Raw genomic sequence first — 26,335 nt, forward strand, 5'->3', positions numbered from 1 at the left:
GTGCGTCGAGGGTTTGTTCAGCCACCGACCGGTTATCCCATATGCGGAGGGTTTGCCCGTCGGCTCGGGGTGGTCGGGGCCTCGGGGCGACGAACACGACGAGCGTCCTGTGTGTGCACAGGACGCTCGTCGTGTATTCAGATATTCGCTACTACTGGTGCAAGCCTGTCGTCACCTGGGAACGGCTGGAAGGGGGAGGCCTGACGGCCTCCCCCTTCTGCGCAGTTCGATCAGCGGCGCCAGCTGTCGTAGCCGTCGTCCTCGTCGTTCCAACGAGACGGCGACTCGTCCTCATCGGACAGCACCGCACTACTCCTCGGTTGGGAGTAGGGCGAAGCATCGCTATCCGACAGCTCGCGCTGAAGGCTCGCGAAGTCGGTCGGCGCGGAGCTGTACTTGAGCTCACGTGCGACTTTGGTCTGCTTTGCCTTAGCCCGGCCACGGCCCATGGCTGACCCCCTCGCGTCACTGCGGGGCGGCCTGGGGTGTGTTGGCGGCCCCGTTCGAATTAATACTCTTCCTGACAGACACTTTAGCGTGTGTCAGGGCGTCGCGCTCCCAGGAGTATGCGAAGACCTGTCCAAGCGCCCCGGTTTGCCCCTTCTTCGCCCGAACCGCCCGGTCTCAGACAACTCCCGGAATCGCGCGGATCACACCGACTCTGGCGTCGCCACCGAACACCGCGGTCGCGGCGAGTTGGGTGTGCTGATCGGTCCACTCCACGCCGAGTTCGCGCAGAATCGCCAGCGTCAGCGGCATCCGGGCCCGATCGTGACCGTCTTCGATCTTGTACGCGAAGGCCCTTCCGTCGGGTAGAGCACCCGCGTGCACGCCGTCGGCCCCGATCTTGCAGAACAGTCCTGGGGTCGCCGACATGGCCAGCAGATCCGGGCCGCTCGTGCCGGAAATCACTCGAGGATTCGCCCGAACGGCGTCGGCGATCCGGCGCGGCGCGGTGCCGGGCTCGGCCGTGGTGAAGCCGGCGAAGGCGCGCGCGAGGTTGATCAGCGAGACGGGCACGATCGGCAGGCCGCAGCCGTCGATGCCCAGATCGGTCTCCGGTTCGCCGGTGACGTCGGCGATGGTGGCCAGTACCGCTTGCTGGAGCGGGTGTTCGATCTCGAGATACCCGGTACGCGGCCAGTCGTTGATCGCGCAGACCGCCAACATCGCGGCGTGTTTGCCGGAACAGTTCATGTACAGCGGGCTCGGGCCCGAGCCGGTGAGCGCGGCGGCGCGGGCTCGTTCCTCGAAAGGCAGGTCGGGCGGGCAGGCGAGGTCCTCGGCGCGGAAGCCGAAGCGGTCGAGCAGACGCCGGACCAGGGCGATGTGGTCGGGCTCGCCGAAGTGGGAGGCGGTGGCGATGGCGAGTTCGTCGTCGTCGACGGGGTCGAAACCGTTGCGCAGCAAGGCCAGTGCCTGCATCGGCTTGTTGGTGGAGCGCGGGAAGATCGGGCCGTGGATCTGGCCCAGTTCGAGGGTGGGGGTGCCGAAGGCGTCGAGGATCACGACCGAGCCGCGGTGCACGCACTCACGGAAGCCGGACCGAACCACTTCGACCAGTTCGACGCTCATGCGTAGACCTCCGTGGTGACGTGAGCCTGCGGACGCTGATCGTTCATGCCCGGACCTCGAGGGTGAGGTCGGCGCGGGTTCGGGTGTGGCGGTCGATCTGCCTGTGAACATCGGCGGAGATCGTGGGTTCCTCCGCGCGCAGGCGTTCGAGGCGGGCGGGGTCGGCGCCGGTGAACAGGTCGCGCACGGTGATGCCGTGGTCGGGGACGTGCACGACGCGCACCTCGTCACCCGCGCCGATCGTGCCCTCGGTGCGCACCCGGAAGTAGGCTCCGGTGTCGGATCGCAGGGCGAACCGTTTCACCCAGCGCGGTTCGCCGGACCACTGCTGGAATGTCACGCAGGGGACGCGAGGGCCGCTGACCTCGAGCAGGGTGTCACCGATCGTGCAGTGCGCGCCGATCACCGCATCGCTGACCGGAAGGCCGGTCAGGCGAAGGTTCTCGCCGAACCACCCCGCGGGCAGCGCACGCTCGAGTTCGCTCGCCCAGCGGCGGGCGTCTTCGTCGGCGTAGGCGTAGACGGCCTGGTCGACGCCGCCGTGGTGGGCGGTATCGCAGACGTGGTCGCCGGCCAGACCGGGCGCGGCGACCGCTACCCGACCCTCGACCGGACGCTTGTCGATGGCGGTGCGGCCCACGCGGGTGCGCACCTCGATCTCGGCGTGTACGACACACACGGCCTCGACACGGCCGGTGTCGCCGACACGCATGACCGGACGGGTCATCGCCCGCGCAACCGGTTGACGGCGGCGCGCCCCGCCTGCTCGGTATCGTCGGCGGGGACCGAGTCGGGGTCGATGGCGGCGGCCGTGCTGCCGACCACCAACTCGGTGCCGGCGGGAACCGAACGCTTGATCAGGGCCAGGGCGATCGGGCCGAGTTCGTAGTGGTCGATCACGGTGCCGAGGCGGCCGACGGTGCGCCCGGCCGCTGTCACGTCGTCGCCGGTCGCCGGGCGCTCGTCGGCCGAGCCGTCCAGGTGCAGCAGCACGAGATTGCGTGGCGGCTTGCCGAGGTTGTGAACCCGGGCGACGGTTTCCTGGCCGCGGTAGCACCCCTTGTCGAGGTGAACGGCCCCGCGCTCGGCGATGCCGCCGATCCAGCGGGCCTCGTGCGGGATCGTGCGTTCGTCGGTGTCGACGCCGATCCGGGGGCGCAGCGCGGCCACCCGCAGCGCCTCGTAGGCCCACATGCCTGCCGGTGCGGCCCCGGCCCGGGTGAGCTCGGTCCACCACGTCGACAGCTCGGCCCGGGGGACGACGAGGTCGAAGGAGTCGGGCATCCGCCGCAGGAACCCGCCACCGGGCAGCGCCACGGCGACGTAGGTCTCGGGCAGTTGCTCGATGCCCAGTGTGCCGAGCAGCGAGTCCACTCGCGGGCCCAGCAGGCTCAGCACGGCGTGATCGGGGGCGGCCACGGGCTTGGCGTCGGCCCAGAACACCATTTTCTGCAGAAACGACAGCAGTTCGGCGCCGCGATCGGCTTCGGTGTCGATCCAGACGGTGCCGTCGAGGTCGGTGAGGACGAAGTGGTTCAGGACGCGGCCGTTGAGATCGAGGTCGAGCGATTCGGCGCTGTGCGCGTCGGGCAGCGCGGCGATGTGCTGACTGGTGATGGTGTGCAGCCAGCTCAGCCGCTCGGCGCCGGTGATCGTGGCGAGGCTGCGATGGGAGCGATCCACGACCGCGACCTGCTGTGCGGCGGCCTTCTGCTCGCCGAACGGGTCGCCGTAATGCCAGGCGACCGCGGCGTCCGGGGTATCGGGTGCGCCCGCGACGGCACCCGGAGTATGGAGAACAGGACTGGGGGAGACGACCTGTGACACGACACCCACTGTAGGCGCGTCTGCCGAGACGCGCCGCACGTGGGCATCGCAGACGATCCGGTGTCGTCTTGCGGCCCACGCCCCGACCGACGCCGATATTTCTTCCCCAGGCGCGTCGAGATGCTCGATTCGATGCAGCCGTAGGCGTAACAGAGCGATAACGCCTACGCTCGGCGCATGGGAGAACGGGTTCTTGTGACACTCGACGGGACGGTCGCTGACGCGAACGTGCCGTCGCTGTATGCCGACGACATCGGCGCCCTTCGCGGCGATGGAGTATTCGAAACGATTTTGGTGCGCGGCGGCACGGCCACCGCGCTGGAATTCCACCTGGCGCGCCTGCGTCGTTCGGCGCAGGCGCTCGAACTACCGGAGCCGGGACTGTCGCGTTGGCGCGCCGCGGTGGAGTTGGCCGTGAAGGAATGGGGAGCGGAAGAGGAAGGAATGTTGCGGCTGATCTACACGCGCGGCCGCGACTCGGAATTCGACGCACCCCGCTCGGGATTGGCGCAGGAGGATCCGCAGCCCACCGCGTATGTGCTCGTCTCCCCGGTGCCCGCTCGGGTCGCGACCGCGCGGGCCGAGGGCGTGAAGGTGATGTCGCTGGCACGCGGCATCTCGGTCGACCTCGCGCAGGCGGCGCCGTGGCAGCTGCTCGGCGCGAAGACGCTGTCGTACGCGACCAACATGGCGGCGCTGCGGTTCGCGCGGCGGATGGGCGCCGAGGACGTGATCTTCCACAGCACCGAGCACAAGGTGCTCGAGGGCCCGCGCTCGACGGTGGTGATCGCGCGCGGTAAGGAGCTCATCACCGTGCCCGCGAAAAGCGGCGTGCTGCCCGGTGTCACGCAGCGTGCGCTGTTCAACGTGGCGGAGAAGTCGGGCTGGCAGTGCAAGTACCAGACGCTGTTCACCGCGGACCTTTTCGACTGTGACAGCATTTGGCTGATGTCGAGCATCACTCTTGCCGCGCGAGTGAATCAGCTCGACGGTGTGCGCCTGTCGGCACCGGACAACGCCCAGGAGATCATCGACATGGTCGACCTCGGCATCGAACGGCCGGGGACCATCGGAGACTGGTGATCCTTTCGCGGGGCACGGGTGGGCGTGCCCCTGGGATGACAGTTTTCTCGCGCCGTGGCGGGTGTCACGCACGGGGGAGATGATTCCCGGCGTACGATCTACTACAAGTCGTCGTAGAAGATCGGTGGAGGTCGGATGGACACCCTTGATGTCTCCCGGTGGCAGTTCGGGATCACGACCGTTTACCACTTCCTGTTCGTCCCGCTGACCATCGGTCTCGCTCCGCTGATCGCGATGATGCAGACCGCCTGGGTGATCACGGGCGACGAACGCTGGTACCGGCTGACCAAATTCTTCGGCAAGCTGTTCCTGATCAACTTCGCCCTCGGAGTCGCGACGGGCATCGTGCAGGAATTCCAGTTCGGCATGAACTGGAGCGAGTACTCCCGCTTCATCGGCGACGTCTTCGGCGCGCCACTGGCCCTGGAAGCGCTGATCGCCTTCTTCATGGAGTCGACGTTCATCGGACTGTGGATCTTCGGCTGGACCCGGTTGCCGAAGCTGGTGCACCTGGCGACGATCTGGATCGTCGCCATCGGGGTGAACGCCTCGGCCTACTTCATCATCGCGGCCAATTCGTTCATGCAGCATCCGGTGGGAGCTCGCTACAACCCGGAAACCGGACGGGCCGAGCTGGAAAGCATCTGGGCGCTGCTCACCAACAACACGACGCTGGCCGCCTTCCCCCATGTGGTCGCCGGCTCGTTTCTCACCGCGGCCACCTTCGTCGCCGGTATCGCGGGATGGTGGATGGTGCGCAACGCGCGCAGCGGCGATCCGGCGAAACTCGAAGAAGCGCGGACAATGTGGCGCCCGGTCGGGCGTGCGTCGCTGGTGGTGGTCGCGCTGTCCGGCGTCGCCCTGATCTTCACCGGCGATATTCAAGGCAAGCTCATGTTCGAACAGCAGCCGATGAAGATGGCCTCGGCGGAATCGTTGTGCCACACCGAGACCGACCCCGACTTCTCTGTTCTCACCGTGGGCACCCACAACAATTGCGACGGCGTGATCCACGTGCTCGAGGTGCCCTATGTGCTGCCCTACCTCGCCGAGGGGGAATTCAGCGGGGTGACCCTCGAGGGCGTGGTCGACCTGCAGAAGACCTACAACGTCGCCTACGGACCCGGTGACTATCGACCCAACCTGTTCGTCACCTACTGGTCCTTCCGCGCCATGATCGGGCTGGCAGGCGGGTCGGTGCTGCTGCTGTTGGCCGGATTCTGGGTGACGCGCGGTGGCCGGGTGCCGAATCAGCGATGGTTCTCCTGGCTGAGCCTGCTCGCGATCCCCACCCCGTTCCTGGCCAACGCGGCGGGGTGGGTGTTCACCGAGATGGGCCGTCAGCCGTGGGCGGTGGTGCCCAATCCGACCGGTGATCCCAACATCCGGATGACGGTGCAGCAGGCCGTCTCCGAACACTCCGCGACGACCGTGTTGTTCTCGCTGGTGGTGTTCACGCTGCTCTACGGCGCGCTCGCGGTGGTGTGGTTCTACCTGATGCGCAGATATGTCGCCACCGGGCCGGACACGTCCACGCACGCCGAGAGTTCGGACGGCCCGGAAACTCCCCAACTTTCCTTCGCGTACTAGGAGCCGACGATGGGTCTGCAACAGTTCTGGTTCGTCCTGATCGGCGTGTTGTTCACCGGCTACTTCGTGCTCGAGGGCTTCGACTTCGGCGTCGGCATGTTGATGCCGATCCTCGGCAAGGGTTCCGATACGCGCAGGCGCGTGGTGCTCAACACGATCGGGCCGGTATGGGACGGCAACGAGGTGTGGCTGATCACCGCCGCCGGTGCGCTGTTCGCGGCGTTTCCCGAGTGGTACGCCAGCATGTTCTCCGGGTTCTATCTGGCGCTGCTGCTCCTGCTGGTCGCGTTGATCCTGCGGGTGTGCGCGATCGAATACCGGGGCAAGATCAATGATCCGAAATGGCGGGCCTGGTGCGATATCGGGATCGGTATCGGCTCGTGGATTCCGGCACTGGCCTGGGGATGGGTGTTCGCGAACATGGTGCGTGGCGTGCCGTTGGACGCGGACAAGCAGGTGGTCGGCTCGGTGGGGGACCTGCTCAGCCCGTACGCGCTGCTCGGTGGGTTGGCCACCGCTGTGCTGTTCGCGCTGCACGGTGCGGTGTTCCTGGTGCTCAAGACCGCGGGCGAGGTCCGGGCGGACGCCTTGCGGATCGCGAGGTCGCTACTGATTCCCACCGTGGTGGTGGTCGGCGGATTCGGCGTGTGGACCCAGCTCGCCTACGGCGCCGGGTGGACCTGGATCGCGGTGGGCACCGCCGTGCTCGGCCTCGTTCTCGCCGCCATCGCGAACCTCGCGGGCCGCGACGGATGGGCCTTCGTCGGCACGACACTGACGGTGATCTCGGCGACGGTGTTGATCGTCGGATCGATGTTCCCGAATGTGCTGCCCTCGACCATCAGCCCGCTCTACGACCTCACCATCTACAACGCCTCGTCGTCGCCGTACACATTGAAGGTGATGAGCTGGGCGGCGTTGATCGCGACGCCGGTGGTGCTGATCTATCAGGGATGGACCTATTGGGTTTTCCGGCAGCGAATTCGCGTCGAACAGATTCCGCCACCGGTCGGCTTGCCGCTGAGCGGTAAGGGCTGACAGATGGCCTCGGCCTCGTCTCGAGAAGCATTCGCGCACGAAAGGCCGGACTCTGACGCGGCGCCCGGCCCGTCCGAGGAAGGGCGCGCTCGCAAGCGGTCCGGGCGGCGGCCGGTCGATCCACGGTTGTGGCGGTACGCGCGGTCGGCGCGGCCACATCTGGTGATCGCGGTGGCGCTGGCGCTGGTGATCACGGCGACGATCGTGGTGATCGCCATCGTGTTGGGGCGGGTACTCGCCGGGGTCATCACGGATCCGGGCAAGCGTGAATTCGGCGCGTGGACCACGGAATTGGCAGTCCTGGTGGTAGCCGTCGCGGTGCGAGGGCTGGCGAGTTGGTGGCAGGCGCGGTTGGCTCATCGGGCCGGGAGCGCGGTGGTCGCCGAGCTCGAGACGGCGGTGCTGCGGGCCGGTGCCGAACTGCCGCCGCGGGAACTCGACATGCGCCGCACCGAGATCGCTGTCGTCGTCGGCAACGGGCTCAGCGGGTTGCGTGGGTGGTTCACGGGTTACCTGCCCGCGCTCTTGCTCGCAGGCCTGGTGCCGCCGGTCGTGTTGGTGGTCATCGCTTTACACGATCCGACCTCCGCGCTGATCGCGGTGATCACCGTGCCGTTGATCCCGGTGTTCATGGTGCTGATCGGGCTGCTCACCCAGGGGCGAGCCGAGGCGACGCTCGCGGCGACCACCCGGCTGTCGGACCAGATCCTGGACCTCTTCGCGGGCATGCCCACCCTGCGCGCCCTGGGACGTGAGAGTGCCGAGGGCCCTTCGATGGTGGATCAGGTGCAGGCCCTTGGTGATTCGCTGCGCCGACGGACCATGCGCGCGCTGCGCATCGCGTTCCTGTCGTCGATGGTGCTGGAAAGTCTCGCGACGCTGAGTGTCGCGTTGATCGCCGTCACGATCGGGCTGCGGTTGGTGTTCGGGGAGATGGCGTTGTACAGCGGGCTGGTGGCGTTGATCCTCGCGCCGGAGGTGTACTGGCCGCTGCGGCAGGTGGGGGAGAAGTTCCACGCGGCGCAGGACGGGATGGCCGCGGCTGACCGGGCTTTCGCGGTACTCGAACCACGTCGGCGGGGCGAATCCGCTCCTCGCGCCGCCTGGGGTGACGTCGTCGCATCCGGCGGCCCGGCGGCGCGGGGGAATGTCGGCGGGACCGGGTTGCCCAGTGCGGGCGCGGTGAGCGGCGGGGATGGGGAAACGCGGGTGGTCGGCGAGAACTTCACGACCGGCACGGGCGACGGACCGGCACGAATCACTCTGCGTGGATTGTCTGTCGCCGCGAGGACGGGCACCGCGCCCGATCGATTGACAGCCGTGCTCGAACCCGGGCAGGTAACCGTCCTGACCGGGCCGAACGGGTGCGGGAAATCGACCACGATGCAGGCGATCCTGGGTTTGATCGAGCCGGATGCGGGGGCCGTTCTCGTCGACGGCACCGATGTTCGCGAGCTCGACCCCGAGAGCTGGTGGCATCGCGTCGCCTGGTTGCCGCAGCGACCGGTGCTGGTTCCCGGCACTCTGCGCGAGAACATCGAGTTGCTCGGTGCGCGGTCCACGTCGGGGCAGGGTGTCGTCGACCTGCGAAAAGTCGGTGCTGCCACCGGATTCGACAGCGTGCTGGCCGGTCTCCCGGACGGCTGGGACACCGTCGTCGGCCGCAACGGCACCGGACTGTCGCTCGGGCAACGTCAACGCCTCGCCCTGACCCGCGTGCTCGCCGCCCAACGCCCGATCCTGCTCCTCGACGAACCCACCGCCCACCTCGACCCCGAGAGCGAACGACGCGTGCTCGACACCCTGCGCGAATGCGCCGCCGCCGGTGCGACCGTGGTGGTCGTCGCCCATCGCCCCACCGTGCTGGCAGCGGCGGATGCGGTGATCGAGGTTGTCGCGGCCGACACACCTGTTGCCCGCGCCACGGTGGCGGCCTCGTGATCGGCGATCTGCGGCAGATGTGGCGGCTGCTCGCGTTGTCGCCCGCACGGGTCGCGGTCGCGATCGTGTGGGGGGTGGTCGCGCTGGGGAGCGGGCTCGCTCTGGCCGCGCTGGCCGCGTGGTTGATCGCACGGGCGTGGCAGATGCCGCCGGTGCTGCACCTGAGCGTCGCCGTGGTCGCGGTGCGCGCGCTTGGCATCTCGCGGGGGTTGTGCCGGTACCTGGAACGCCTGGCCACCCACGATGTGGCGTTGCGGGCGATGACCACCGCGCGGACCACGGTGTATCGCACGTTGGCCCGGTCCGATGTGTGGTGGTGGCGGGATCGCAGCGCCTCGTCGGCCGGGCTCGCCGAGGAGGGAGCGAACCGATCCGACGTCGGCGAGTCGGGGCGCGCCGAGTCATCGGCTGATCTCCACGGTGTGGCGAAGGCCGCCCCGGGACGTCGCGGGAAAGCGGGCAACCTCGACTCGGTGCCTGCCGCGGAGCGTGAGTTGCGGCGCGGCGATGTGCTGGTGCGCATCGGTGCCGATATCGACGACCTCGGGGCAGTGGTTGTGCGGGTGTTGGTGCCCGTGGCGGTCGCGGTGGTGTTGTCGCTGGCGGCAGTGGTGTTGATCGCGATCATCTCGCCACTCGCCGCGGTGATTCTGGCTGTCGCGCTCAGTGTTTCCGGGATTCTCGCGCCGTGGTTGTCGGCCGTTGCCGCCCGTGAGGCCGAGCGGGCGGTGCGGGCCGATCGGGCCGAGTTCACCGCCGAGGGACTCACGGTGCTCGATCACGCGGCCGAACTTCGCGTCGCCGGTCGGCTCGACGCGGCACTCGCGGTGGCGGACAACGCTTCTCGTCGTGCCATGGTCGCCGAGGATTCGGCCGCCTCCCGCAGTGCCTGGGCGGCAGCGGCTACTCCGGTCTCGATCGGGATCAGTACCTTCGGTGCGCTGCTGGTCGGCATCGCCGCCTACGGCCCCACCGGCGGACTTCCCGGCGGCATGACCCCGATGGCTCTCACGATCCTCGTGCTGGTTCCCCTCTCCGCTTTCGAAGCGGTGGGCGCCCTCCCGGCCGCCGCGACCGCCCTCACGACCTCCCGCGCGGCCCTACACCGCCTGCGCAGCGTCTCGGCGAGTACCGCGACCCGCGCACCCCGTGCCGACGCCGCCGATGTCGAGGCCGGCGCAGCCCGGCGTGAGTGGGGGGCGGTCGAACTCGCGGACAACGAATCGGCGGCCGACCGGGATTCGATCGAGCAGCGGATGCCCACCGCCGCCGCGGCCCGCCGGATCCCGATGCCGGATGGACGGCGAGTGGTTGTGGTCGGCCCGAGTGGGGCGGGGAAGACGACGTTGCTGATGGCGTGGGCGGGGCTGTTCGACACCCCTCGCGACGGGGTCACGTTCTTCGCCGAGGACGCGCACCTGTTCGGGACCTCGATCCTGGAGAACCTGCGGGTGGCGCGTGGTGATCTCACCGCCGACGAGGCAGAAAAGGCATTGCGCGCAGTCGGACTCGGCTCGTGGCTGGACTCGCTGTCGGACGGCGTGCACACCCCGCTCACCGCGGGCGCGGCAGCGGTATCCGGTGGCCAACGCCGCCGCATCCTCCTCGCCCGCGCCCTCGTCGCCCCCGCGCACACCCTGCTCCTGGACGAACCGACCGAACACCTGGCCGCCGCCGAAGGCGACCAACTCCTGCGCGATCTTCTCGACGCGAACAGCGGTCTCGTCGCCGCCGACCGCACCGTCGTCGTCGTCACCCACCAGATCCCTACCGGCCACGGAGCCGACACGATCGTGACCCTCTGCGCTACTGGCGACTGCCGCGTCGACCACCCGCGCGCCGTGTCGTAATCGGCGGTTGAGGAGCATCCGGGAGAAGAGTCACGCTGAGCGTGCAGGCTGAATCCTGCTGTTGAGCTGGTGGTTTCATGTCGGCGTGATGACGCGGGTGTGCCTGGGTACGGGCGTTTCGGTGTGTTGTCCCGGGTGGAGTTGGAGCGATTCTGCTACCTGGACTATTAGGATGATGATCTCGCGGTTTCTGTTCCACGCACCATCCCCACTTCCTTCGGGAGATCGTCATGCGTCTTGACCGTGTCCTTTCCGCCGCCGCCACCGTGCTCCTGGCGGCAGCCCTGACTTCTACGGGCACCGCCGGCGCCGATGAGCAGGACAAACGCTGTGTGTCGCCGACGATCAGCCAAGAGATGCTCACGGCACACAACAAATATCGGGCACGCCACAGCGCGCCACCGCTGGTACTGGATGCAACGATCAGCACTTGGGCTCAGGAGTGGGCGGACCATCTGGCCCGCACCGATCAATTCGCCCACCGGACGCAAAACAAATACGGCGAAAACCTATACATGTCTTGGGTGTCGGATCCATCGCGGCAGCTCGGTGGCGAGACCGTCGTCCAGGCCTGGTACAACGAGATCAGGGACTACGACTTCAACAATCCTGACGATACGGCGAACCACCGCAAAGCCGGTCACTTCACACAGACGGTCTGGAAAAGCAGCAGACAGCTTGGAATCGGGGCCTCATGCTATGGCTCCACCGCCTATGTCGTGGCCAACTACGCGCCCACCGGCAACATCATCGGCCAATTCGCCCAGAACGTGGGCCGACTGGGCTGACCGCCGACGACTCCGCCGCGCAACCCGGATCCGGCGATTACTACCGAAACGCCTGGATCAGTCCGGCTGCCGGCACTTTTCGCGCCGATGCTCCTCGGACCCCGTGACCCTACCGGGGGACCGAGGAGGGGCTCGGCGAACAGTCGGAGTCTGAACGAGTCGGTGCGCGCGTGCCAGCCGGTACCCGGCCTGTAGTACGTATCCACCCAGGTCAGGCGCGCAATTAAATCAATTGCCGACCGCGTCGGGCGGAGCTAGATTCATCAGTACACAAGAGAGGAGGTGGTCTGAAGAATGTATGTTCATCGGATGCGTGAGGTGGCTGCCCGCTAGCAGCTCCACTGCGGGAGATTCCCCAGCGGTGCGCTGAGCGAATCCCAGGCAGTCACCCGACCCCCGAGCCCCCGGACGATCCAACCGGGACCATCACGTTCATCGAACGCGGTGGAACGGCTCGGGGGTCGCTCCATGTCGGAACGAAAACGGCCCGCCCAGTAGAGATCTGGGCGGGCCGTTCGCGAAGGATCGTCAGCCGATGTAGCGCACCAGCCGCGCCGACAGGCGGGGGACGAGCGCGCCGTCGGGATCGACTCGTTCTTCCACATAGGCGAGGTCGCCGTTGTCGACGATGCCGTAGAGGCGTTTCGCACCGCCCACCACCACGCCGGAGGTGCTGCGAATGGAGACGTCGGTCGCGAGCTCCCAGGAGGCCTGGTTGCGGGCCTTGCCGTAGTACAGCTCGACCACGCCGTTGCTGTGGGTGAGCAGGAGCTCGAGCATCTCGTCGGCGCCCTCGCCGCCGACCCGCCAGAAGCCGCTCTCACGCAGGTCGGGGGCGGTGTACGCGCCCTCCGCGTCGAGTTTCCAGGTCTGCGATTCCCAGACCAGGTAGTCGCCGCCGTCGTGGGAGACGACGATCTGCTGGCCGAAGCGGTAGTCACCGTCGGTGGGGTGGTTGCCCTCGCCCTCGCCGCGCCATACGCCCACCAGCGGCAGCAGGGCCAGCATCGCGTGGTTCAGATCTGGGCCGTGGCGCAGATTGGCCGTGTCCTCGGGCAGGGGAAGATCGGGCAGCACCGCGATATTGCGGGCGCCGGTTTCCTTCGCCCGCTCGGCGGCGACGGTGACGGCTTCGTCGCCGCTACGGCGCTCGGCCGGAGCGCTTTGCTCGGTACTCGCTCGCTCGGCCGGTTCGTTACCTTCGCCAGCGAGTCCGCTCATGACTCGGTGAACAGCCGGTAGAGGACGTACAGGCCGAACCAGCCGATGAGAATCGACACGGCGACTAGGAGTACCTCGAAGAAGATGACCACGATCGGAGTCTAGCTACTCGGCGCAACAGATACGAAAACGGCCCTGGTAGTTCCCGCACAGGAACTACCAGGGCCGTTGTGAGCTTTCTTACTTGGCGACCGCGACGTCGACCGAGTGGATGCCCGCGCCCTCGGGGCTGATCTCGGCGGAGCCGTTGCCCGACGAGCTCAGCGCGCGCAGGGTCCACGAACCCGGCGCGGCGAAGAAGCGGAAGTCACCGGTGCCCGACGCCACGACCTCGGCGGTGAAGTCACCGTTGCCGTCGAGCAGGCGCACGAACGCGCCGCCGACGGGCTGGCCGTCGGTGCTCAGGACGCGGCCGCTGATGACCGTTTCCTTCTCCACGTCGACGCCGGCCGGAATGGCCTGTCCCTGGGTAGGTGCTGCACACATATTGATTACGCTCCCAACTCGATAGGCGCTCCGACGAGGGAACCGTATTCGGTCCAGCTGCCGTCGTAGTTCTTGACGTTCTGGTGGCCGAGCAGCTCCTGCAGCACGAACCAGGTGTGCGAGGAACGCTCGCCGATGCGGCAGTAGGCGATGGTTTCCTTCTCGCCGTCCAGGCCCGCGTCCTTGTACAGCTCGGCCAGGTCGGCGTCGCTGCGGAAGGTGCCGTCCTCGTTCGCGGCCTTGCTCCACGGCACGTTGATCGCGCCCGGGATGTGGCCGGGACGCTGGCTCTGCTCCTGCGGCAGGTGCGCGGGAGCGAGGATCTTGCCCGAGAACTCGTCGGGGCTGCGCACGTCGACCAGGTTCTTGGTGCCGATCGCGGCGATGACCTCGTCGCGGAAGGCACGGATGCTCAGGTCGGGGGCGGCGGCCTTGTACTGGGTGGCCGGGCGCGAAACCGCGTCACGCGAGAGCGGACGACCGTCGAGTTCCCACTTCTTACGGCCGCCGTCGAGGAGCTTGACGTCGTTGTGGCCGTACAGCTTGAAGTACCAGTATGCGTAGGCGGCGAACCAGTTGTTGTTGCCGCCGTACAGCACGACGGTGTCGTCGTTGCCGATGCCACGCGCCGAGAGCAGGTCGGAGAACTGCTCCTGGTTCACGAAGTCGCGACGAACCTGGTCCTGGAGGTCGGTCTTCCAGTCGAGGCGAACGGCGCCTTCGATGTGGCCACCTTCGTAGGCGGAGGTGTCCTCGTCGACCTCGACGAAGACGACGCCGGGGGCGTTGAGGTTCTCTTCGGCCCAGTCAACGGAGACCAGGACATCGGAGCGAGCCATGTTGTTCCTTTCAGAGATGACGTGCAAGGGGGTCAGTTCGGTGCCGGGGCGGCGGAGTTGGACTCAGGCCCGGAGGAGGCAGCCTGCGTAACCACGGAGGGTCGGCCAGTTCCGCCAATGTGTGGAGCTGACCGGCGGAAGCGGGCTACCAGCGGATAGATCTGGCAGCCCAGGCAGACCCCGAACGCCGCGTTCAAGAACGCCGCGAACAGGGCGAAGCCGGCGAACACCGCGCCGACGATCGGGGAGCCGAGCGCGAAGCCCAGCAGGGAGAGACCGGCGAACACGAGGCCGAGTGCCTGCGCGAAACGCAGCGGCGGCACGGGCTCGGTCTCGGTCGGCGGACCGTTGCGCGGCGCGACGAACGCGGCGTAGATCCGGCCGTACGGGTGCCCGGCGGGGCCCGCGACCGCGCCGATCGCGAAGACGACGGCCTGCAGGCCGATCAGAATCGCGGCCGCGGCGGTCGAGAAGGCGCCGACGAGGAGCACCAGGATCAGCACGCCGGTGCTCACCCAGGCCACGAAACGCGGCCCGCGGACATCGACGCGAGGTGGGGAATCGGAGATGGTCATTGTGCGAACTCCTTGGCTTGTCAGTAAGTCAGGGATCTGCCTGGTCACCGGGGGATCGGAAGGATCACTCGCACGGCGGGCATGGATCGACGTCAGAAATCTCGGGAGAGACGGGGCCGATCGGTCAGCAGCACAGGCAGCAACAACCACCGAGGCGACACAGATCAACTGTGCGGCGTCGGGTGAGCATCAGCTCGTGGTCGGTTTGCACGAAAAGTAGTTTACCCGGTCTCGCCGGGGAATGTCTCGGGGGCCCGGAACACAGACGGAGATCACACGGTCAGGGGCTCGAGTGCAGTGCGAAGGTCGCCCGCTTTCGGAACTCCGGAAATGCGGAAGCGCTCCTTGCCCTCGGCGTCGAAGACGAAGGTCGTCGGCAGGGAGAGGACGTTCAGTTCGCGGGCGAGCGCGGGGTCGGCGTCGATGTCGATCTCGATGTCGCGCGGGGCATTCGGCGACTCCGACAACTCGGCGGTGACCCCGGCCACGACCCGGCGGACCGCCTCACACGGGCCGCACCAGTCGGCCGAGAAGTGCAGCACCGCGGGGGCCGTGCGGGTGACACCGGCGGCGTCGAGCAGGCGGGCGCGCTGTTGCGTCTCGGGGTCGAGGGTGGCGGGACGAACCTGTCCCTGCCTGCGCGACAGGTAGAAGCCGACCGCGACGGCGGCCACGATGACAACGGCCAGAATGACGATCTCGATCATGGTTGCTGCAATCGGTCCAGGTCGATGGTGACGTTGCGGCCGACACCCTCGACGACGATCTGGCCGCCGAGCGCCGACACCTCGGTCGGTGCGACACCGAACGGCAACTCCTTGGTATCGATGGTACGGCTGAACCGCTCGAGCACCGCGCCACGATCGGCCTCGGGGATCTCCGACTTGGTAGCGGCCGTCGTATCGGCCGGTCCGCTGTTGCTGTCGCGGTAGAAGCCGGTGGCCTGGATGCGGACCTGATCGCCGTCGAGCAGCAGGTCGGCCTGCACCTGCACGGGCACCCGGGTACTGCTGCCGGTGGGCACGACGCCCGCGCTGAGGACGCGGCCGTTCGGCGCGGTCGCCAGGGTGCCGGTGAGCACGAGCGCCCCCGCGGTGGTCATGCCCGAACCGCCCGAACCGCCGGTGCCGTCGGACTTGTCGGCGGGACGGGTGTGTACCTGCAGGTCGGGGATGCCGAAGAGCTTGCCGAGCTCGGTGGGCTCGATGTGCATCCTGGCGTCGATACGGTCGACCTGCACATTGCGCGCCGCGCCGTCGAGCAATTCGCTCGCCGGGGCGTGCAGGCCTTGGAGATTGGCCTCGATGCCGATCTCGCCGGGGATGTCGGGGCGCATGCCGCGGGCGCGGATGGTCACGTCGTCGTAGCGGCCGCTCATCGCCTGAGCGGTGAACGGGAATCCGTGGAACGTGACTTCCGGATCGGCCGAGAGATCCGCGCCTGCCCGGAGTTGGCGGGAGACGTGGTATTCGGTGTAGGCGGCGGCGCCGAAATCGATGACCACCGCCAAACCGGCCAGGCAGAGAAGCCCGATGATCAGCTTGCGCATGGGTAGGACTCTATATTTACGGCGGCGGGCGCCGCGGGTCGCGGGCCCGTTGGCCGCACTTCTCGCCCCCGCCGGGCTTCTTCCGTCGGAGACGGAAGAGCAGACCCTGCCGAACCCTCCGGTCGGTTCGGCGGCGGGGCGACCCGCGTCGAGCGCAGCGCGAAAGACACAAATTGGACGCCGTGTTGCGAGGTCGTGGCGGTATAGGCGCTAATGTTGCACACGACTAAACCTGTGTTTCGGCGACGTAGCTGCGCGGCTGCTGTCGTCCGCGGAGCAACGAGATAGGAGGAGAGCCCCATGGAGCTGCTCCTACTGACCTCCGACCCCAACCCCGATGCGGTCCTGCCGTCGTTGACGCTTCTGGCGCACAACGTCCGGCCCGCGCCGACCGAGGTGTCGTCCCTGCTGGAGGCGAGCAGTGCCGATGTCGCGCTGGTCGACGCCAGAACCGACCTGGCGGCCGCGCGCGGTCTGTGCCGTCTGCTCGGCAGCACCGGCTCGTCGGTGCCGGTGGTCGCGGTCCTGACCGAGGGCGGCCTGGTGGCTGTCAACGCGGACTGGGGCCTGGACGACATCCTGCTGCCCGGCACCGGTCCCGCCGAACTCGATGCGCGCCTGCGGTTGCTGGTCGGGCGCAACGGTGGGGTGGCCAGCCCGGAGAACACCGGCAAGATCACCCTGGGTGAGCTGGTGATCGACGAGGGCACCTACACCGCGCGCCTGCGTGGTCGCCCCCTCGACCTCACCTACAAGGAATTCGAGCTGCTCAAGTACCTCGCTCAGCACGCGGGCCGGGTGTTCACCCGCGCCCAACTGCTGCAGGAGGTCTGGGGCTACGACTTCTTCGGCGGCACCCGCACCGTCGACGTGCATGTGCGACGCCTGCGCGCCAAGCTCGGCACCGAATACGAGTCGCTGATCGGCACCGTGCGCAATGTCGGTTACAAGGCGGTGCGCCCGGCCCGAACAGCCGCGGCCAAGGGTGAGGCGGTGACCTTCGCCGACGAGGACATCGACGGCGACGACTCCTTCGTCCCGGCCAACGGCTCCGCTCAGTAGTCCCGGGCACCCGGTCGCTGCGGTGGAGGTAGCGCTCGTCGGCGCGTCGCAATACGGTGGCGATGGCGTAGCGCACCGGCGCTCGGGCTGACCTCCGGTGGACCCGCCCGCGCACCGAGGAGGATGGCGATGCCGAAGACAGCAAACCTGACCTGGGCCGATCGACTAGAGCCGGGCACCGCGGTCGAGGTGCGCGCGCTGCTCGACCGCGCCGCCGACGTCGACGGCGTGGCCCCGGTCTCGGAGCAGGCGGTGCTGTCGCTCGCCGACGTCGACCCGTCGACCCGGCATCTGCTCGCGGTCCGCGCCGGTGAGGTGGTCGGGTACGCGAATCTCGTTGCGGCACATGAGCAACACCCCGCGATGGCCGAGGCTGCCGTGGATCCCGCCGCGCGCGGTGACGGCATCGGCGCGGATCTGGTCGGCACCGCACTGGCCGAGGGTGGCGCCGGCGCCAGGGTGTGGGCGCACGGCGACCTGCCCGCGGCCAAGGCGCTGGCCGCGGGCCTCGGGCTGGTCACCGCCCGCGAGCTGTGGCAGATGCGCCGCTCCCTGGTTACCCCGGAGCTACCGGAACTCGAGCTCCCCGAAGACCTCATCGTGCGCACCTACGCGGGTCTCGTCGACGACCTCGAACTGTTGCGCGTGAACAACGCGGCGTTCGCCTGGCATCCCGAACAGGGCGGCTGGACCGAGCGCGACCTCGCCGCCCGACGTGCCGAATCCTGGTTCGAACCGGCCGGCTTGTTCCTGGCCTTCGATGCCGCCGATCCGACCCGCCTGCTCGGGTTCCACTGGACCAAACAGCATCCCGACGCCGCCCCGGCCGGTGAGGTGTACGTGGTCGGCATCGACCCGTCCGCGCAGGGGCGTGGCCTCGGCAGACTGCTGACCCTGGCCGGTCTGCGGCACCTGCGCGCGGCCGGGTCCACGGAAGTGCTGCTCTACACCGAGGCCGACAACTCCGCCGCCGTGCGCACCTACACCAAGCTCGGATTCGCCCCCGCGCACATCGACGTGGCGTACGCGCTGCCCTGATGCGAGACACCTCACAGCCGAGGTGAACTCTGGTGCGCGAGGAGAATATCGCGAGGCCGACCGGGCAAGTGCGAGTAAAACTGGGGCTAACGTCACAGCCGCGGCATTGATGGCGCGAGGCTGTTCATTCTCCGTTAACCCACACCGGGCCAACTGTCAACCGGACCGCCCTAGGTTATTTCTTGGGCGGCACAGTCGTCGCCTGGTGCGCGCATCTCCCTGTGGAGAACGCACCACCCCGCTCGCTCGGGCCGGTGAGGGACCGAGTGAGACACCCAGCATTGTCGGAGGAATAGTGAACTTCAAGCGCACCAGTGCCCTCGTCGGCGTCTTCGCCGCGGGCGCCATGTCGTTGGCCGCCTGTGGCAGCGACGACAACGCCGCCGGCGAAAACGGTATGACCGCCAACTCCAACGTCGAGTGCGGCGGCAAGACGGCTCTGAAGGCGAGCGGTTCGTCGGCGCAGAAGAACGCCATGGAGCGCTTCGTCGCCGCCTACGAGGCCAACTGCGACGGCTTCACCCTGAACTACACCTCGAGCGGCTCCGGCGCCGGCGTCAACGAGTTCATCGGCGGCCAGACCGATTTCGGTGGCTCGGACTCGCCGCTGAGCTCGAAGAAGGAAGAGCCCGCCAAGGCGCAGGAGCGTTGCGCGAGCCCCGCGTGGAACCTGCCGACCGTGTTCGGCCCGATCGCGGTGACCTACAACATCGACGGCGTGACCGACCTGGTCCTCGACGGCCCGACCGCCGCCAAGGTGTTCAACGGCTCCGTCGCCACCTGGGATGCCCCCGAGATCAAGGCGCTCAACCCCGACGCCAAGCTCCCCTCGGAGAAGATCGCCGTGATCTTCCGCTCCGACGAGTCGGGCACCACCGACAACTTCCAGCTCTACCTCGACGCGGCCTCGGACGGCGCGTGGGGCAAGGGCGGCGGCAAGACCTTCAACGGTGGCGTCGGTGAAGGCGCCAAGGGCAACGAGGGCACCTCGGCCGCCATCAAGAACACCAAGAACTCGATCACCTACAACGAGTGGTCCTTCGCCAAGGCGCAGAACCTGTCGATCGCGCAGATCGTCACCTCGGCCTCCAAGGACCCGGTCGCGCTGAGCACCGAGTCCGCGGGCAAGGCCATCGACTCCGCGAAGATCAAGGGCGAGGGCAACGACCTCGTGCTCGACGTGAGCTCGTTCTACAAGCCGGCCGAGGCGGGCGCGTACCCGATCATCATGCCGACCTACGAGGTCGTGTGCTCGAAGTACGCCGATGCCGACACCGCGAAGGCAGTCAAGGCGTTCCTGACCTCGGCCGTCACCAACGGCCAGGAAGGACTGGACCAGGCCGGCTACATCGCCATCCCGGAAAAGTTCAAGACCAAGCTGACCACCGCGATCAACGCAATCTCCTGATCGCTTCCCGGCCATGACCATGAACCCTGAGGTGACCGCAGTGGGCTCGTCGGATTCGACGAGCCCACGGGCGGCCGGAGATACTGCGAATATGCCGACCGAACCGAAAATCGACAAGGCCCCTGACGGGGGTCGTACCGGCCGCCTGAACGCCGAGACGATCTTCCGGTGGACGGCCACCGCGGCGGGCGCGACCATCGTCGCGGCCATCGCGTTGATCGCGCTGTTCCTGCTGATCCGCGCGGTCCCCTCGCTCATGGCCAACAACGCCAACTTCTTCACCAGCACCGAGTTCTCGACCGGCGATGCCAACAATCTCCGCTTCGGTATCCGCGACCTGTTCATGGTCACGGTCTTGAGCTCGGTGTTCGCGCTCATCGTCGCGGTGCCGATCGGTGTGGGTATCGCGCTGTTCCTGACGCACTACGCGCCGTCGCGGCTGGGCAAGCCCTTCACGATGCTGATCGACCTGCTCGCCGCGGTGCCCTCCATCGTGTTCGGCCTGTGGGGCTTCTTGGTACTGGCGCCGCAGATCTCGCCGGTGCAGAACTTCCTCAACGAGAATCTGAGCTGGTTCTTCCTGTTCGCCGACGGCAATGTCTCGATCGCGGGTGGCGGCACCATCTTCACCGCCGGCGTCGTGCTCGCCGTGATGATCCTGCCGATCATCACCTCGGTGGCCCGCGAAGTGTTCGCGCTCACCCCGCGCGCCCACATCGAGGCGGCCCAGGCTCTCGGCGCCACCAAGTGGGAAGTCGTGCGAATGACTGTGCTGCCCTACGGTCGCAGCGGCGTGATCGCGGGCTCCATGCTCGGCCTCGGTCGCGCACTCGGTGAGACGATCGCCGTCCTGGTGGTGCTCCGCACCGCGAGTAACGCGGGTACCTGGTCGCTGTTCGACGGCGGCTACACCTTCGCCTCCAAGATCGCCTCGGCGGCCTCGGAGTTCAGTTCACCGCTGCCGACCGGCGCCTACATCGCCGCCGGCTTCGTTCTCTTCGCGCTGACCTTCATCGTCAACGCACTGGCCCGCCTGGCCTCCGGTGGAAAGGTGAACGGCTGATGACCACCACGACGACCCTCGACAAGCCGCTCAAGGCACCGACCTTCCGGCACGTCAGTACCGGCAGGCGGATCAAGAACAACGTCGCGACCGGCCTGGTCACCCTCTGTTTCGTCATCGCCTTGATCCCGCTGGTGTGGGTGTTGGGGCTGGTGATCAGCAAGGGTTTCACGGCGATCATCTCCGCCGACTGGTGGTTCAACTCGCAGAAGGGCATCCTGCCCGACCAGACCGGCGGTGGTGTCTACCACGCCATCTACGGCACCATCGTGCAGGCCGCGGTCGCCTCGATCATCGCGGTGCCGCTCGGCATCATGGCCGCGGTCTACCTGGTCGAATACGGTCGCGGCCGACTGGCCAAGGTCACCACCTTCATGGTCGACATCCTGGCCGGTGTGCCCTCGATCGTCGCGGCGCTGTTCATCTTCGCGCTGTGGATCGCCACCTTCGGGATGCCGCAGAGCGCGTTCGCGGTCTCGCTGGCACTGGTGCTGCTGATGCTGCCGGTGGTCGTGCGCAGTACCGAGGAAATGCTGAAGCTCGTCCCCGACGAGCTGCGTGAGGCGTCCTACGCGCTCGGCGTGCCGAAGTGGAAGACCATCCTGCGGATCGTCATCCCCACCGCCGCGCCCGGCATGATCAGCGGCATCCTGCTCTCGCTCGCACGAGTGATGGGCGAGACCGCGCCCGTGCTGGTGCTGGTCGGTTACGCGAAGTCGATCAACCAGGACATCTTCGACGGCAACATGGCCTCGTTGCCGCTGCTGATCTACCAAGAGCTCGCCAACCCGGAAGCCGCGGGCCGCGAACGTGTCTGGGGTGCGGCGCTCACGCTCATCCTGATGATCGCGGTGCTGTACCTGGCGGCCGCCGGCGTCAACAAGCTGCTCACCCGGAACCGATAGAAGCGAACGGAATACTCCTCATGGCCAAGCGGATCGACGTCAAAGATCTCAACATCTATTACGGCAGCTTCCACGCCGTGGCGAATGTGGAACTGACCGTGCTGCCGCGCAGCGTCACCGCCTTCATCGGCCCCTCCGGCTGCGGCAAGTCCACCGTGCTGCGTTCGCTCAACCGCATGCACGAGGTGACTCCGAACGCCCGCGTCGAAGGTGCCGTGCTGCTCGACGGTGAGGACATCTACAGCTCCTCGATCGACCCGGTCGGCGTGCGCCGCACCATCGGCATGGTGTTCCAGCGCCCGAACCCGTTCCCCACCATGTCGATCAAGGACAATGTGGTGGCCGGGCTGAAGCTGCAGGGCGTGCGCAACAAGAAGGAACTCGACGAGGTCGCCGAGCGCTCGCTCAAGGGCGCCAACCTCTGGAACGAGGTCAAGGACCGCCTCGACAAGCCCGGTGGCAGCCTCTCCGGTGGTCAGCAGCAGCGTCTGTGCATCGCCCGCGCCATCGCGGTTTCGCCCGACGTGCTGCTCATGGACGAGCCGTGTTCGGCGCTCGACCCGATCTCCACCCTGGCGATCGAGGACCTGATCACCGAGCTCAAGAAAGAGTTCACGATCGTCATCGTCACCCACAACATGCAGCAGGCCGCTCGCGTGAGTGACCAGACCGGCTTCTTCAACCTCGAGGCCCAGGGCAAGCCCGGCCGCTTGATCGAGATCGACGACACCGAGAAGATCTTCTCCAACCCCACTCAGCGCGCCACCGAGGACTACATCTCCGGCCGCTTCGGATAAGGGCTCGGCTGGATTCGGCGGTCAATGGACAGTGAGACGCTCGGCTGGGTTCCAGTCGAGCGTTTTGCGTCGGCGTAGTGAGTAGTGCAAACGGAATGTACGTCGGTGGTTCGGCGACAGGTCGCGTCCGGGACTTTGTAGCCACCGCTGGCCGGCGCGTCATATTCTGTGACACAACAGAGTTCGGAGAGTCGCAGCCGACGCGGCACAAACAATTCTCGATATTCATCGAAATGGCATCGCGGACATTCACGCAGACGCTCGACTGAGAAATCCCAGTCGAGCGTCCGCGTGATCTTCCTACCGCTTGACGTCAGCGGGCTGTGACGACGTCATAGCTCGCAGCAGGAGCCGGATCCCTCTTAGACAGTGATCCATCCGTACGAGCCGCCGCCGTAGGAGTAACACAGCCACTTCGTGCCGCCCTCATACTGAACGTTGCCCACGGTATACGCATCGCAACGCGCTGTTGGCGCAGCAGCAGCTTGCGGGGCAAGCATCGTCGCGGTCAAGATCGTGGCCACACCGACCAACGCACCAGAGATCAATCGTACTACCATCGTGAATCCTGTTCCCCTTCAGAAGATTTCACAGAGGTTGCGCTATTCGCCCCCCGATACGAAGCCTACCTAACCATTCTGGGGGAGACAATGATCCAAGCGGCGCCGACCTTTGGAACGCGGTCAAGGACCGCCTCGACAAGCCCGTTGCGGGCCTCCTGTTTCGTCGGCGCTCGCCGAGTGCGGGGGAGACTACTGCCGAACCGTAGAAACAGAACTCCCCGCGCTCAGGTCCGGCCTGAATACGCGGGGAGGTGGAACAGCTTTCAGCTGGTTTCGATTTCTTCGTCGCTCGGCAGGACGCCCGTGACGAGGAAGATCACCCGACGGCCGATCTCCACGGCGTGGTCGGCGAAGCGCTCGTAGTAGCGCCCGAGCAGGGTGACGTCGACGGCGGCGGCGACGCCGTACTTCCACTCGCGGTCCATCAGGAGGGTGAACAGGTGGCGGTGCAGGTCATCCATCGCCTCGTCGTCCTGGTTGAGCTGGGCGGCGCGCTCGGGGTCGCGAGTCTCGAGTACCTCTTTGGCGCCCGCGCCCATGTTGACGGCGATGCGGCCCATTTCGGCGAAGTAGCCGTTGACCGACTCCGGGAGGGCGTGGGCGGGGTGGCGGCGGCGGGTCACCTTGGCGACGTGCAGTGCCAGCGCGCCCATCCGGTTGACGTCGGCGACGATCTGGATCGCGCTGACGACCTGGCGCAGGTCGCCCGCGACGGGGGCTTGCAGCGCGAGCAGGGCGAAGGCCTTCTCCTCGGCCTCGGCGATCATCACCGAGATCCGATCCTGCTCGCCGATGACCTGCTCGGCCAGGCCGAGGTCGGCCTGCAGCAGTGACTGGGTGGCCTGTTCCATGGCCTGGCCAGCGAGACCGGCCATCTCGCCGAGGAGGTTGGCGAGGTCGGCCATTTGCTCGTTGTAGATGACACGCATAATTGCAGACCCTACTGGGTACCCGCAACGCTGTCACCCAACACCGGGTTAATGCCGCATGGCAGTGTCGTGGCAGGTCAGCGGTGCCGATCTTTACTTGCAGGTGTCGTCGGCGGCGTTCATGTGCTCGAGGTCGGACGGCAACGCGATCGGGCCCGCGCTGAGCGGTTCGCCGATCGGCACGCTCGGCAGTTCCGCGCCCACCGGGGTGGCGGTGCGGACGGTGCCCGCGAAATCGGTGCCGACCACCACTTCGATGATGCTGCCCAGCTCGTTGGCCTGCTCGAGAACCGCACCGGGGATGGTGCTCGCCACTGTGGCGGCCTCGGCCTCCAGGCCGGCGGCGAAGCGGATCTTGGAGGTCGTCGCGCTGCCGCCGGCGTAGTTGCCGGTGCTGTAGATCCCGAAGCCCTGGTAGCCGAGTTTGGAGGCCACGGCCCCGGCCGCGCCCGCCGTGCCCGAACCGTTGGACACCAGCAGCGACATCGTGCCGGGGGCGACCGCGTACTGCTTCGGCGCGACCGGGGCCGGTGCCGGCGCCGAGCTCTCCACCTCGGGCGCCTTGGTCTCACCCGGCAGCGGCTGGTCGTCGATGACCGCGCGGAAGATGGCCTTGATGTCGGATTCGCGCGGAATCTCGTTGCCGTAGGAGGTGGTGCCCGCGGTCGGGATGGTCAGGAAGGTCACCGCGCCCGCGTCCATCTTCTGCAAGGAACGCCCGAGCAACAGCAGGTCCTGCGGGTTCACCTTGTCGACGAAGGTGTGGGCGGTGAACGCCTGGATGAACCCGTTGAGCTTGCCCGGATCGAAGAGCACCTTGCTCGACAGCGCGCCACGCAACAGCGAGGCGAGGAAGCGTTGCTGGCGGTTGATCCGGTCGTAGTCGCTGCGTTCCTCGCCGACCACATGCCGGGCGCGCACGTAATCGAGCGCGGTCTCGCCGGTGACCCGCTGCTTGCCCGAGGTCTCGAGCACCGTGCCGAGGACGCCGTCGATGATCGGCTTGGTCGAGCACACCTCGACGCCGCCGATCTGGTCGACCATGGCCTCGAAGCCGGCGAAGTCGATCCCGATGAAGTGGCCGATGGTCAGGCCCGACATCTTGCGCACCACGTCGACCAGGCACTTGGGCCCGCCGCGGGCGTAGACGGCGTTGAGCTTGTCGCTCATGGCCGACGGGAGTTTCTCGTCGGTGTAGGTGGCCTTCTCGTTGTCCCAGCTCGAACACACCGGGCGGGTGACATCGAGGTCACGCGGGAACGACACGACCACCACGCGCGAACGGTTCTTCGGGATGTGCACCAGCATCACCGTGTCGGCGCGGGCGCCTTCGGTATCGGTGGCCGAGCCCGCGCCCATGTCGGCGTTGATGCCCGCTCTGGTGTCGGTGCCGACGATGAGGTAGTTCTCGTCGCCGAGCTGCATGTCGCCGTCGAGGACGTCCTCGGAGTTGCCGCCGCCGAGCGCGTCGATCTGGGTGAAGCTGTTGCCGGTGGCCTGCAGGTAACTCCAGCCGCCGCCGGTGATCACGAGCGCGAGGACCGCGACGACGGTGAGCGTGACCCGACCGGCCATCCGTGCCTGCTTGCCCCGGCGCCCGTCGGCGCCCGCACGAGTGTCCGGGCGACGCGGCGGGGCGGCGGAGGCGGTTTTGACCGGCCTGGCTCGCTTGGGCTCGACGGCGGTGACCGTGGGCAGGATATCGGTGGGTGGATCGATCGGCCCGGAGACGCGTCGCGCGGGAACGGCGGTGCGCACCGGCTCCTTCGACTGCGCGGGCAGCGCGGTCGTGGCGGTGCGGTCGGCGGGGGATTCGGCGCGATGGGGCGGGGTTCCCGCGATGTCGTCGACCACGGGGGAGCCGTCGGAGCGGGGTGCGATGTCGGGGCGCGGGGTGGGGCGCGGTGCTTGTTCGCGGGCGCGGCGGCCCGCGCGGGAGTTGGGGTCGATGTTGTCGGCGGGCGCGCGCCTGCCGCGCCTGGTGCGTTCGCTGTCGACCCGGTTGACGAGGTCGGCCACCGTCAGCGGCGCGGCGTCCGGCGTGTCCGCGTGCCGGGACCGTCGCGAACCGGCTTCCGGTTGCTCGGTGGGTTCGGCCGTCGGGTAGCGCTCCCAGGGGGCGCGATTTCCGGGCCGGGGCGTACGCCCGCGCCGATCGTCACCCACCAACGAACCTCACTCCTCTATCCGGCGCAGCCTGCGCGTCAT

At 67.6% G+C, this 26,335-nt stretch carries 24 protein-coding genes; 12 read left to right on the forward strand and 12 right to left on the reverse strand.

The window, feature by feature from the left end; translation table 11 throughout:
• Window positions 1-230: 230 nt before the first annotated feature.
• The 4 genes from ACFWUR_RS25960 to ACFWUR_RS25975 all read right to left on the reverse strand — a co-directional run bounded on the left by ACFWUR_RS25960 (window position 231) and on the right by ACFWUR_RS25975 (window position 3,402).
• A complete protein-coding gene (locus tag ACFWUR_RS25960; RefSeq protein WP_378910237.1) occupies window positions 231-449 on the reverse strand; it encodes a DUF3073 domain-containing protein in 219 nt (72 codons plus the stop codon).
• 175 nt (window positions 450-624) lie between these two features.
• Window positions 625-1,575 carry an asparaginase gene (locus tag ACFWUR_RS25965; protein WP_378910238.1) on the reverse strand — a complete coding sequence of 317 codons (951 nt, stop codon included), beginning with the start codon at window positions 1,573-1,575 and terminating at the stop codon, window positions 625-627.
• A gap of 43 nt (window positions 1,576-1,618) precedes the next feature.
• Window positions 1,619-2,302 carry an MOSC domain-containing protein gene (locus tag ACFWUR_RS25970; protein ID WP_378910239.1) on the reverse strand — a complete coding sequence of 228 codons (684 nt, stop codon included), beginning with the start codon at window positions 2,300-2,302 and terminating at the stop codon, window positions 1,619-1,621.
• Window positions 2,299-3,402: a YgfZ/GcvT domain-containing protein gene (locus ACFWUR_RS25975; protein ID WP_378910240.1), complete on the reverse strand. Its 1,104-nt coding sequence runs from the start codon at window positions 3,400-3,402 to the stop codon at window positions 2,299-2,301. The genes ACFWUR_RS25970 and ACFWUR_RS25975 overlap by 4 nt, the downstream gene beginning before the upstream one ends.
• A gap of 177 nt (window positions 3,403-3,579) precedes the next feature.
• On the opposite strand from ACFWUR_RS25975, the gene ACFWUR_RS25980 reads away from it, so the two are divergent.
• From ACFWUR_RS25980 to ACFWUR_RS26005, 6 genes are all read left to right on the forward strand, one after another.
• Complete coding sequence (locus ACFWUR_RS25980; RefSeq protein ID WP_378910241.1) at window positions 3,580-4,485, forward strand: aminodeoxychorismate lyase; 906 nt, start codon at window positions 3,580-3,582, stop codon at window positions 4,483-4,485.
• Between the two features lie 135 nt (window positions 4,486-4,620).
• Window positions 4,621-6,075, forward strand: a complete 1,455-nt coding sequence (locus ACFWUR_RS25985) for a cytochrome ubiquinol oxidase subunit I (RefSeq protein ID WP_378910242.1) — start codon at window positions 4,621-4,623, stop codon at window positions 6,073-6,075.
• A gap of 9 nt (window positions 6,076-6,084) precedes the next feature.
• Window positions 6,085-7,113: a cytochrome d ubiquinol oxidase subunit II gene (gene cydB, locus ACFWUR_RS25990; protein WP_378910243.1), complete on the forward strand. Its 1,029-nt coding sequence runs from the start codon at window positions 6,085-6,087 to the stop codon at window positions 7,111-7,113.
• Window positions 7,114-7,116: 3 nt separating this feature from the next.
• The gene (cydD, locus tag ACFWUR_RS25995; protein WP_378910244.1) at window positions 7,117-9,054 is read left to right on the forward strand and encodes a thiol reductant ABC exporter subunit CydD; all 1,938 of its coding nucleotides are present in this window, start codon (window positions 7,117-7,119) and stop codon (window positions 9,052-9,054) included.
• A gap of 17 nt (window positions 9,055-9,071) precedes the next feature.
• The gene (cydC, locus tag ACFWUR_RS26000) at window positions 9,072-10,904 is read left to right on the forward strand and encodes a thiol reductant ABC exporter subunit CydC (protein ID WP_378910305.1); all 1,833 of its coding nucleotides are present in this window, start codon (window positions 9,072-9,074) and stop codon (window positions 10,902-10,904) included.
• A gap of 230 nt (window positions 10,905-11,134) precedes the next feature.
• A complete protein-coding gene (locus ACFWUR_RS26005; RefSeq protein WP_378910245.1) occupies window positions 11,135-11,692 on the forward strand; it encodes a CAP family protein in 558 nt (185 codons plus the stop codon).
• Between the two features lie 528 nt (window positions 11,693-12,220).
• Here ACFWUR_RS26005 and ACFWUR_RS26010 read toward each other — a convergent pair.
• The 6 genes from ACFWUR_RS26010 to ACFWUR_RS26035 all read right to left on the reverse strand — a co-directional run bounded on the left by ACFWUR_RS26010 (window position 12,221) and on the right by ACFWUR_RS26035 (window position 16,362).
• Window positions 12,221-12,913 (reverse strand): FABP family protein, encoded by a 693-nt coding sequence (locus tag ACFWUR_RS26010; protein WP_378910246.1) that lies wholly within the window; start codon window positions 12,911-12,913, stop codon window positions 12,221-12,223.
• A 180-nt stretch (window positions 12,914-13,093) separates the two neighbouring features.
• On the reverse strand, window positions 13,094-13,399 hold the full coding sequence (locus tag ACFWUR_RS26015; protein ID WP_378910248.1) for a DUF1416 domain-containing protein: 306 nt from the start codon (window positions 13,397-13,399) through the stop codon (window positions 13,094-13,096).
• Window positions 13,400-13,404: 5 nt separating this feature from the next.
• A complete protein-coding gene (locus ACFWUR_RS26020) occupies window positions 13,405-14,238 on the reverse strand; it encodes a sulfurtransferase (protein WP_378910250.1) in 834 nt (277 codons plus the stop codon).
• A 32-nt stretch (window positions 14,239-14,270) separates the two neighbouring features.
• Window positions 14,271-14,813 (reverse strand): DUF4395 domain-containing protein, encoded by a 543-nt coding sequence (locus ACFWUR_RS26025; protein WP_378910251.1) that lies wholly within the window; start codon window positions 14,811-14,813, stop codon window positions 14,271-14,273.
• A gap of 272 nt (window positions 14,814-15,085) precedes the next feature.
• Window positions 15,086-15,520, reverse strand: coding sequence for a thioredoxin family protein (locus ACFWUR_RS26030; RefSeq protein WP_378910252.1), 435 nt, complete (start codon window positions 15,518-15,520; stop codon window positions 15,086-15,088).
• Window positions 15,517-16,362 carry an LmeA family phospholipid-binding protein gene (locus ACFWUR_RS26035; protein ID WP_378910254.1) on the reverse strand — a complete coding sequence of 282 codons (846 nt, stop codon included), beginning with the start codon at window positions 16,360-16,362 and terminating at the stop codon, window positions 15,517-15,519. Before ACFWUR_RS26035 ends, ACFWUR_RS26030 begins: the two co-directional genes overlap by 4 nt.
• Before the next feature lie 300 nt (window positions 16,363-16,662).
• Between ACFWUR_RS26035 and ACFWUR_RS26040 the strand changes: the two genes are divergently transcribed.
• The 6 genes from ACFWUR_RS26040 to pstB all read left to right on the forward strand — a co-directional run bounded on the left by ACFWUR_RS26040 (window position 16,663) and on the right by pstB (window position 22,635).
• Window positions 16,663-17,424 carry a winged-helix domain-containing protein gene (locus ACFWUR_RS26040; RefSeq protein WP_378910255.1) on the forward strand — a complete coding sequence of 254 codons (762 nt, stop codon included), beginning with the start codon at window positions 16,663-16,665 and terminating at the stop codon, window positions 17,422-17,424.
• 129 nt (window positions 17,425-17,553) lie between these two features.
• The gene (gene mshD, locus ACFWUR_RS26045; protein WP_378910256.1) at window positions 17,554-18,462 is read left to right on the forward strand and encodes a mycothiol synthase; all 909 of its coding nucleotides are present in this window, start codon (window positions 17,554-17,556) and stop codon (window positions 18,460-18,462) included.
• 295 nt (window positions 18,463-18,757) lie between these two features.
• On the forward strand, window positions 18,758-19,870 hold the full coding sequence (gene pstS / locus ACFWUR_RS26050; RefSeq protein WP_378910258.1) for a phosphate ABC transporter substrate-binding protein PstS: 1,113 nt from the start codon (window positions 18,758-18,760) through the stop codon (window positions 19,868-19,870).
• A 91-nt stretch (window positions 19,871-19,961) separates the two neighbouring features.
• Window positions 19,962-20,933, forward strand: a complete 972-nt coding sequence (gene pstC / locus ACFWUR_RS26055; protein ID WP_378910259.1) for a phosphate ABC transporter permease subunit PstC — start codon at window positions 19,962-19,964, stop codon at window positions 20,931-20,933.
• Window positions 20,933-21,838: a phosphate ABC transporter permease PstA gene (pstA, locus tag ACFWUR_RS26060; protein ID WP_378910260.1), complete on the forward strand. Its 906-nt coding sequence runs from the start codon at window positions 20,933-20,935 to the stop codon at window positions 21,836-21,838. The genes pstC and pstA overlap by 1 nt, the downstream gene beginning before the upstream one ends.
• 20 nt (window positions 21,839-21,858) lie before the next feature.
• Window positions 21,859-22,635, forward strand: a complete 777-nt coding sequence (gene pstB / locus ACFWUR_RS26065; RefSeq protein ID WP_378910261.1) for a phosphate ABC transporter ATP-binding protein PstB — start codon at window positions 21,859-21,861, stop codon at window positions 22,633-22,635.
• 826 nt (window positions 22,636-23,461) lie between these two features.
• Here pstB and phoU read toward each other — a convergent pair.
• Together phoU and ACFWUR_RS26075 are read right to left on the reverse strand one after the other, a co-directional pair.
• Window positions 23,462-24,127, reverse strand: coding sequence for a phosphate signaling complex protein PhoU (gene phoU / locus ACFWUR_RS26070; RefSeq protein WP_378910263.1), 666 nt, complete (start codon window positions 24,125-24,127; stop codon window positions 23,462-23,464).
• A gap of 93 nt (window positions 24,128-24,220) precedes the next feature.
• Window positions 24,221-26,293 carry an LCP family protein gene (locus ACFWUR_RS26075; RefSeq protein WP_378910264.1) on the reverse strand — a complete coding sequence of 691 codons (2,073 nt, stop codon included), beginning with the start codon at window positions 26,291-26,293 and terminating at the stop codon, window positions 24,221-24,223.
• Window positions 26,294-26,335: the final 42 nt, after the last annotated feature.

The organism is Nocardia sp. NPDC058633 (assembly GCF_042717045.1).
In the GTDB taxonomy this organism is placed as follows: domain Bacteria; phylum Actinomycetota; class Actinomycetes; order Mycobacteriales; family Mycobacteriaceae; genus Nocardia.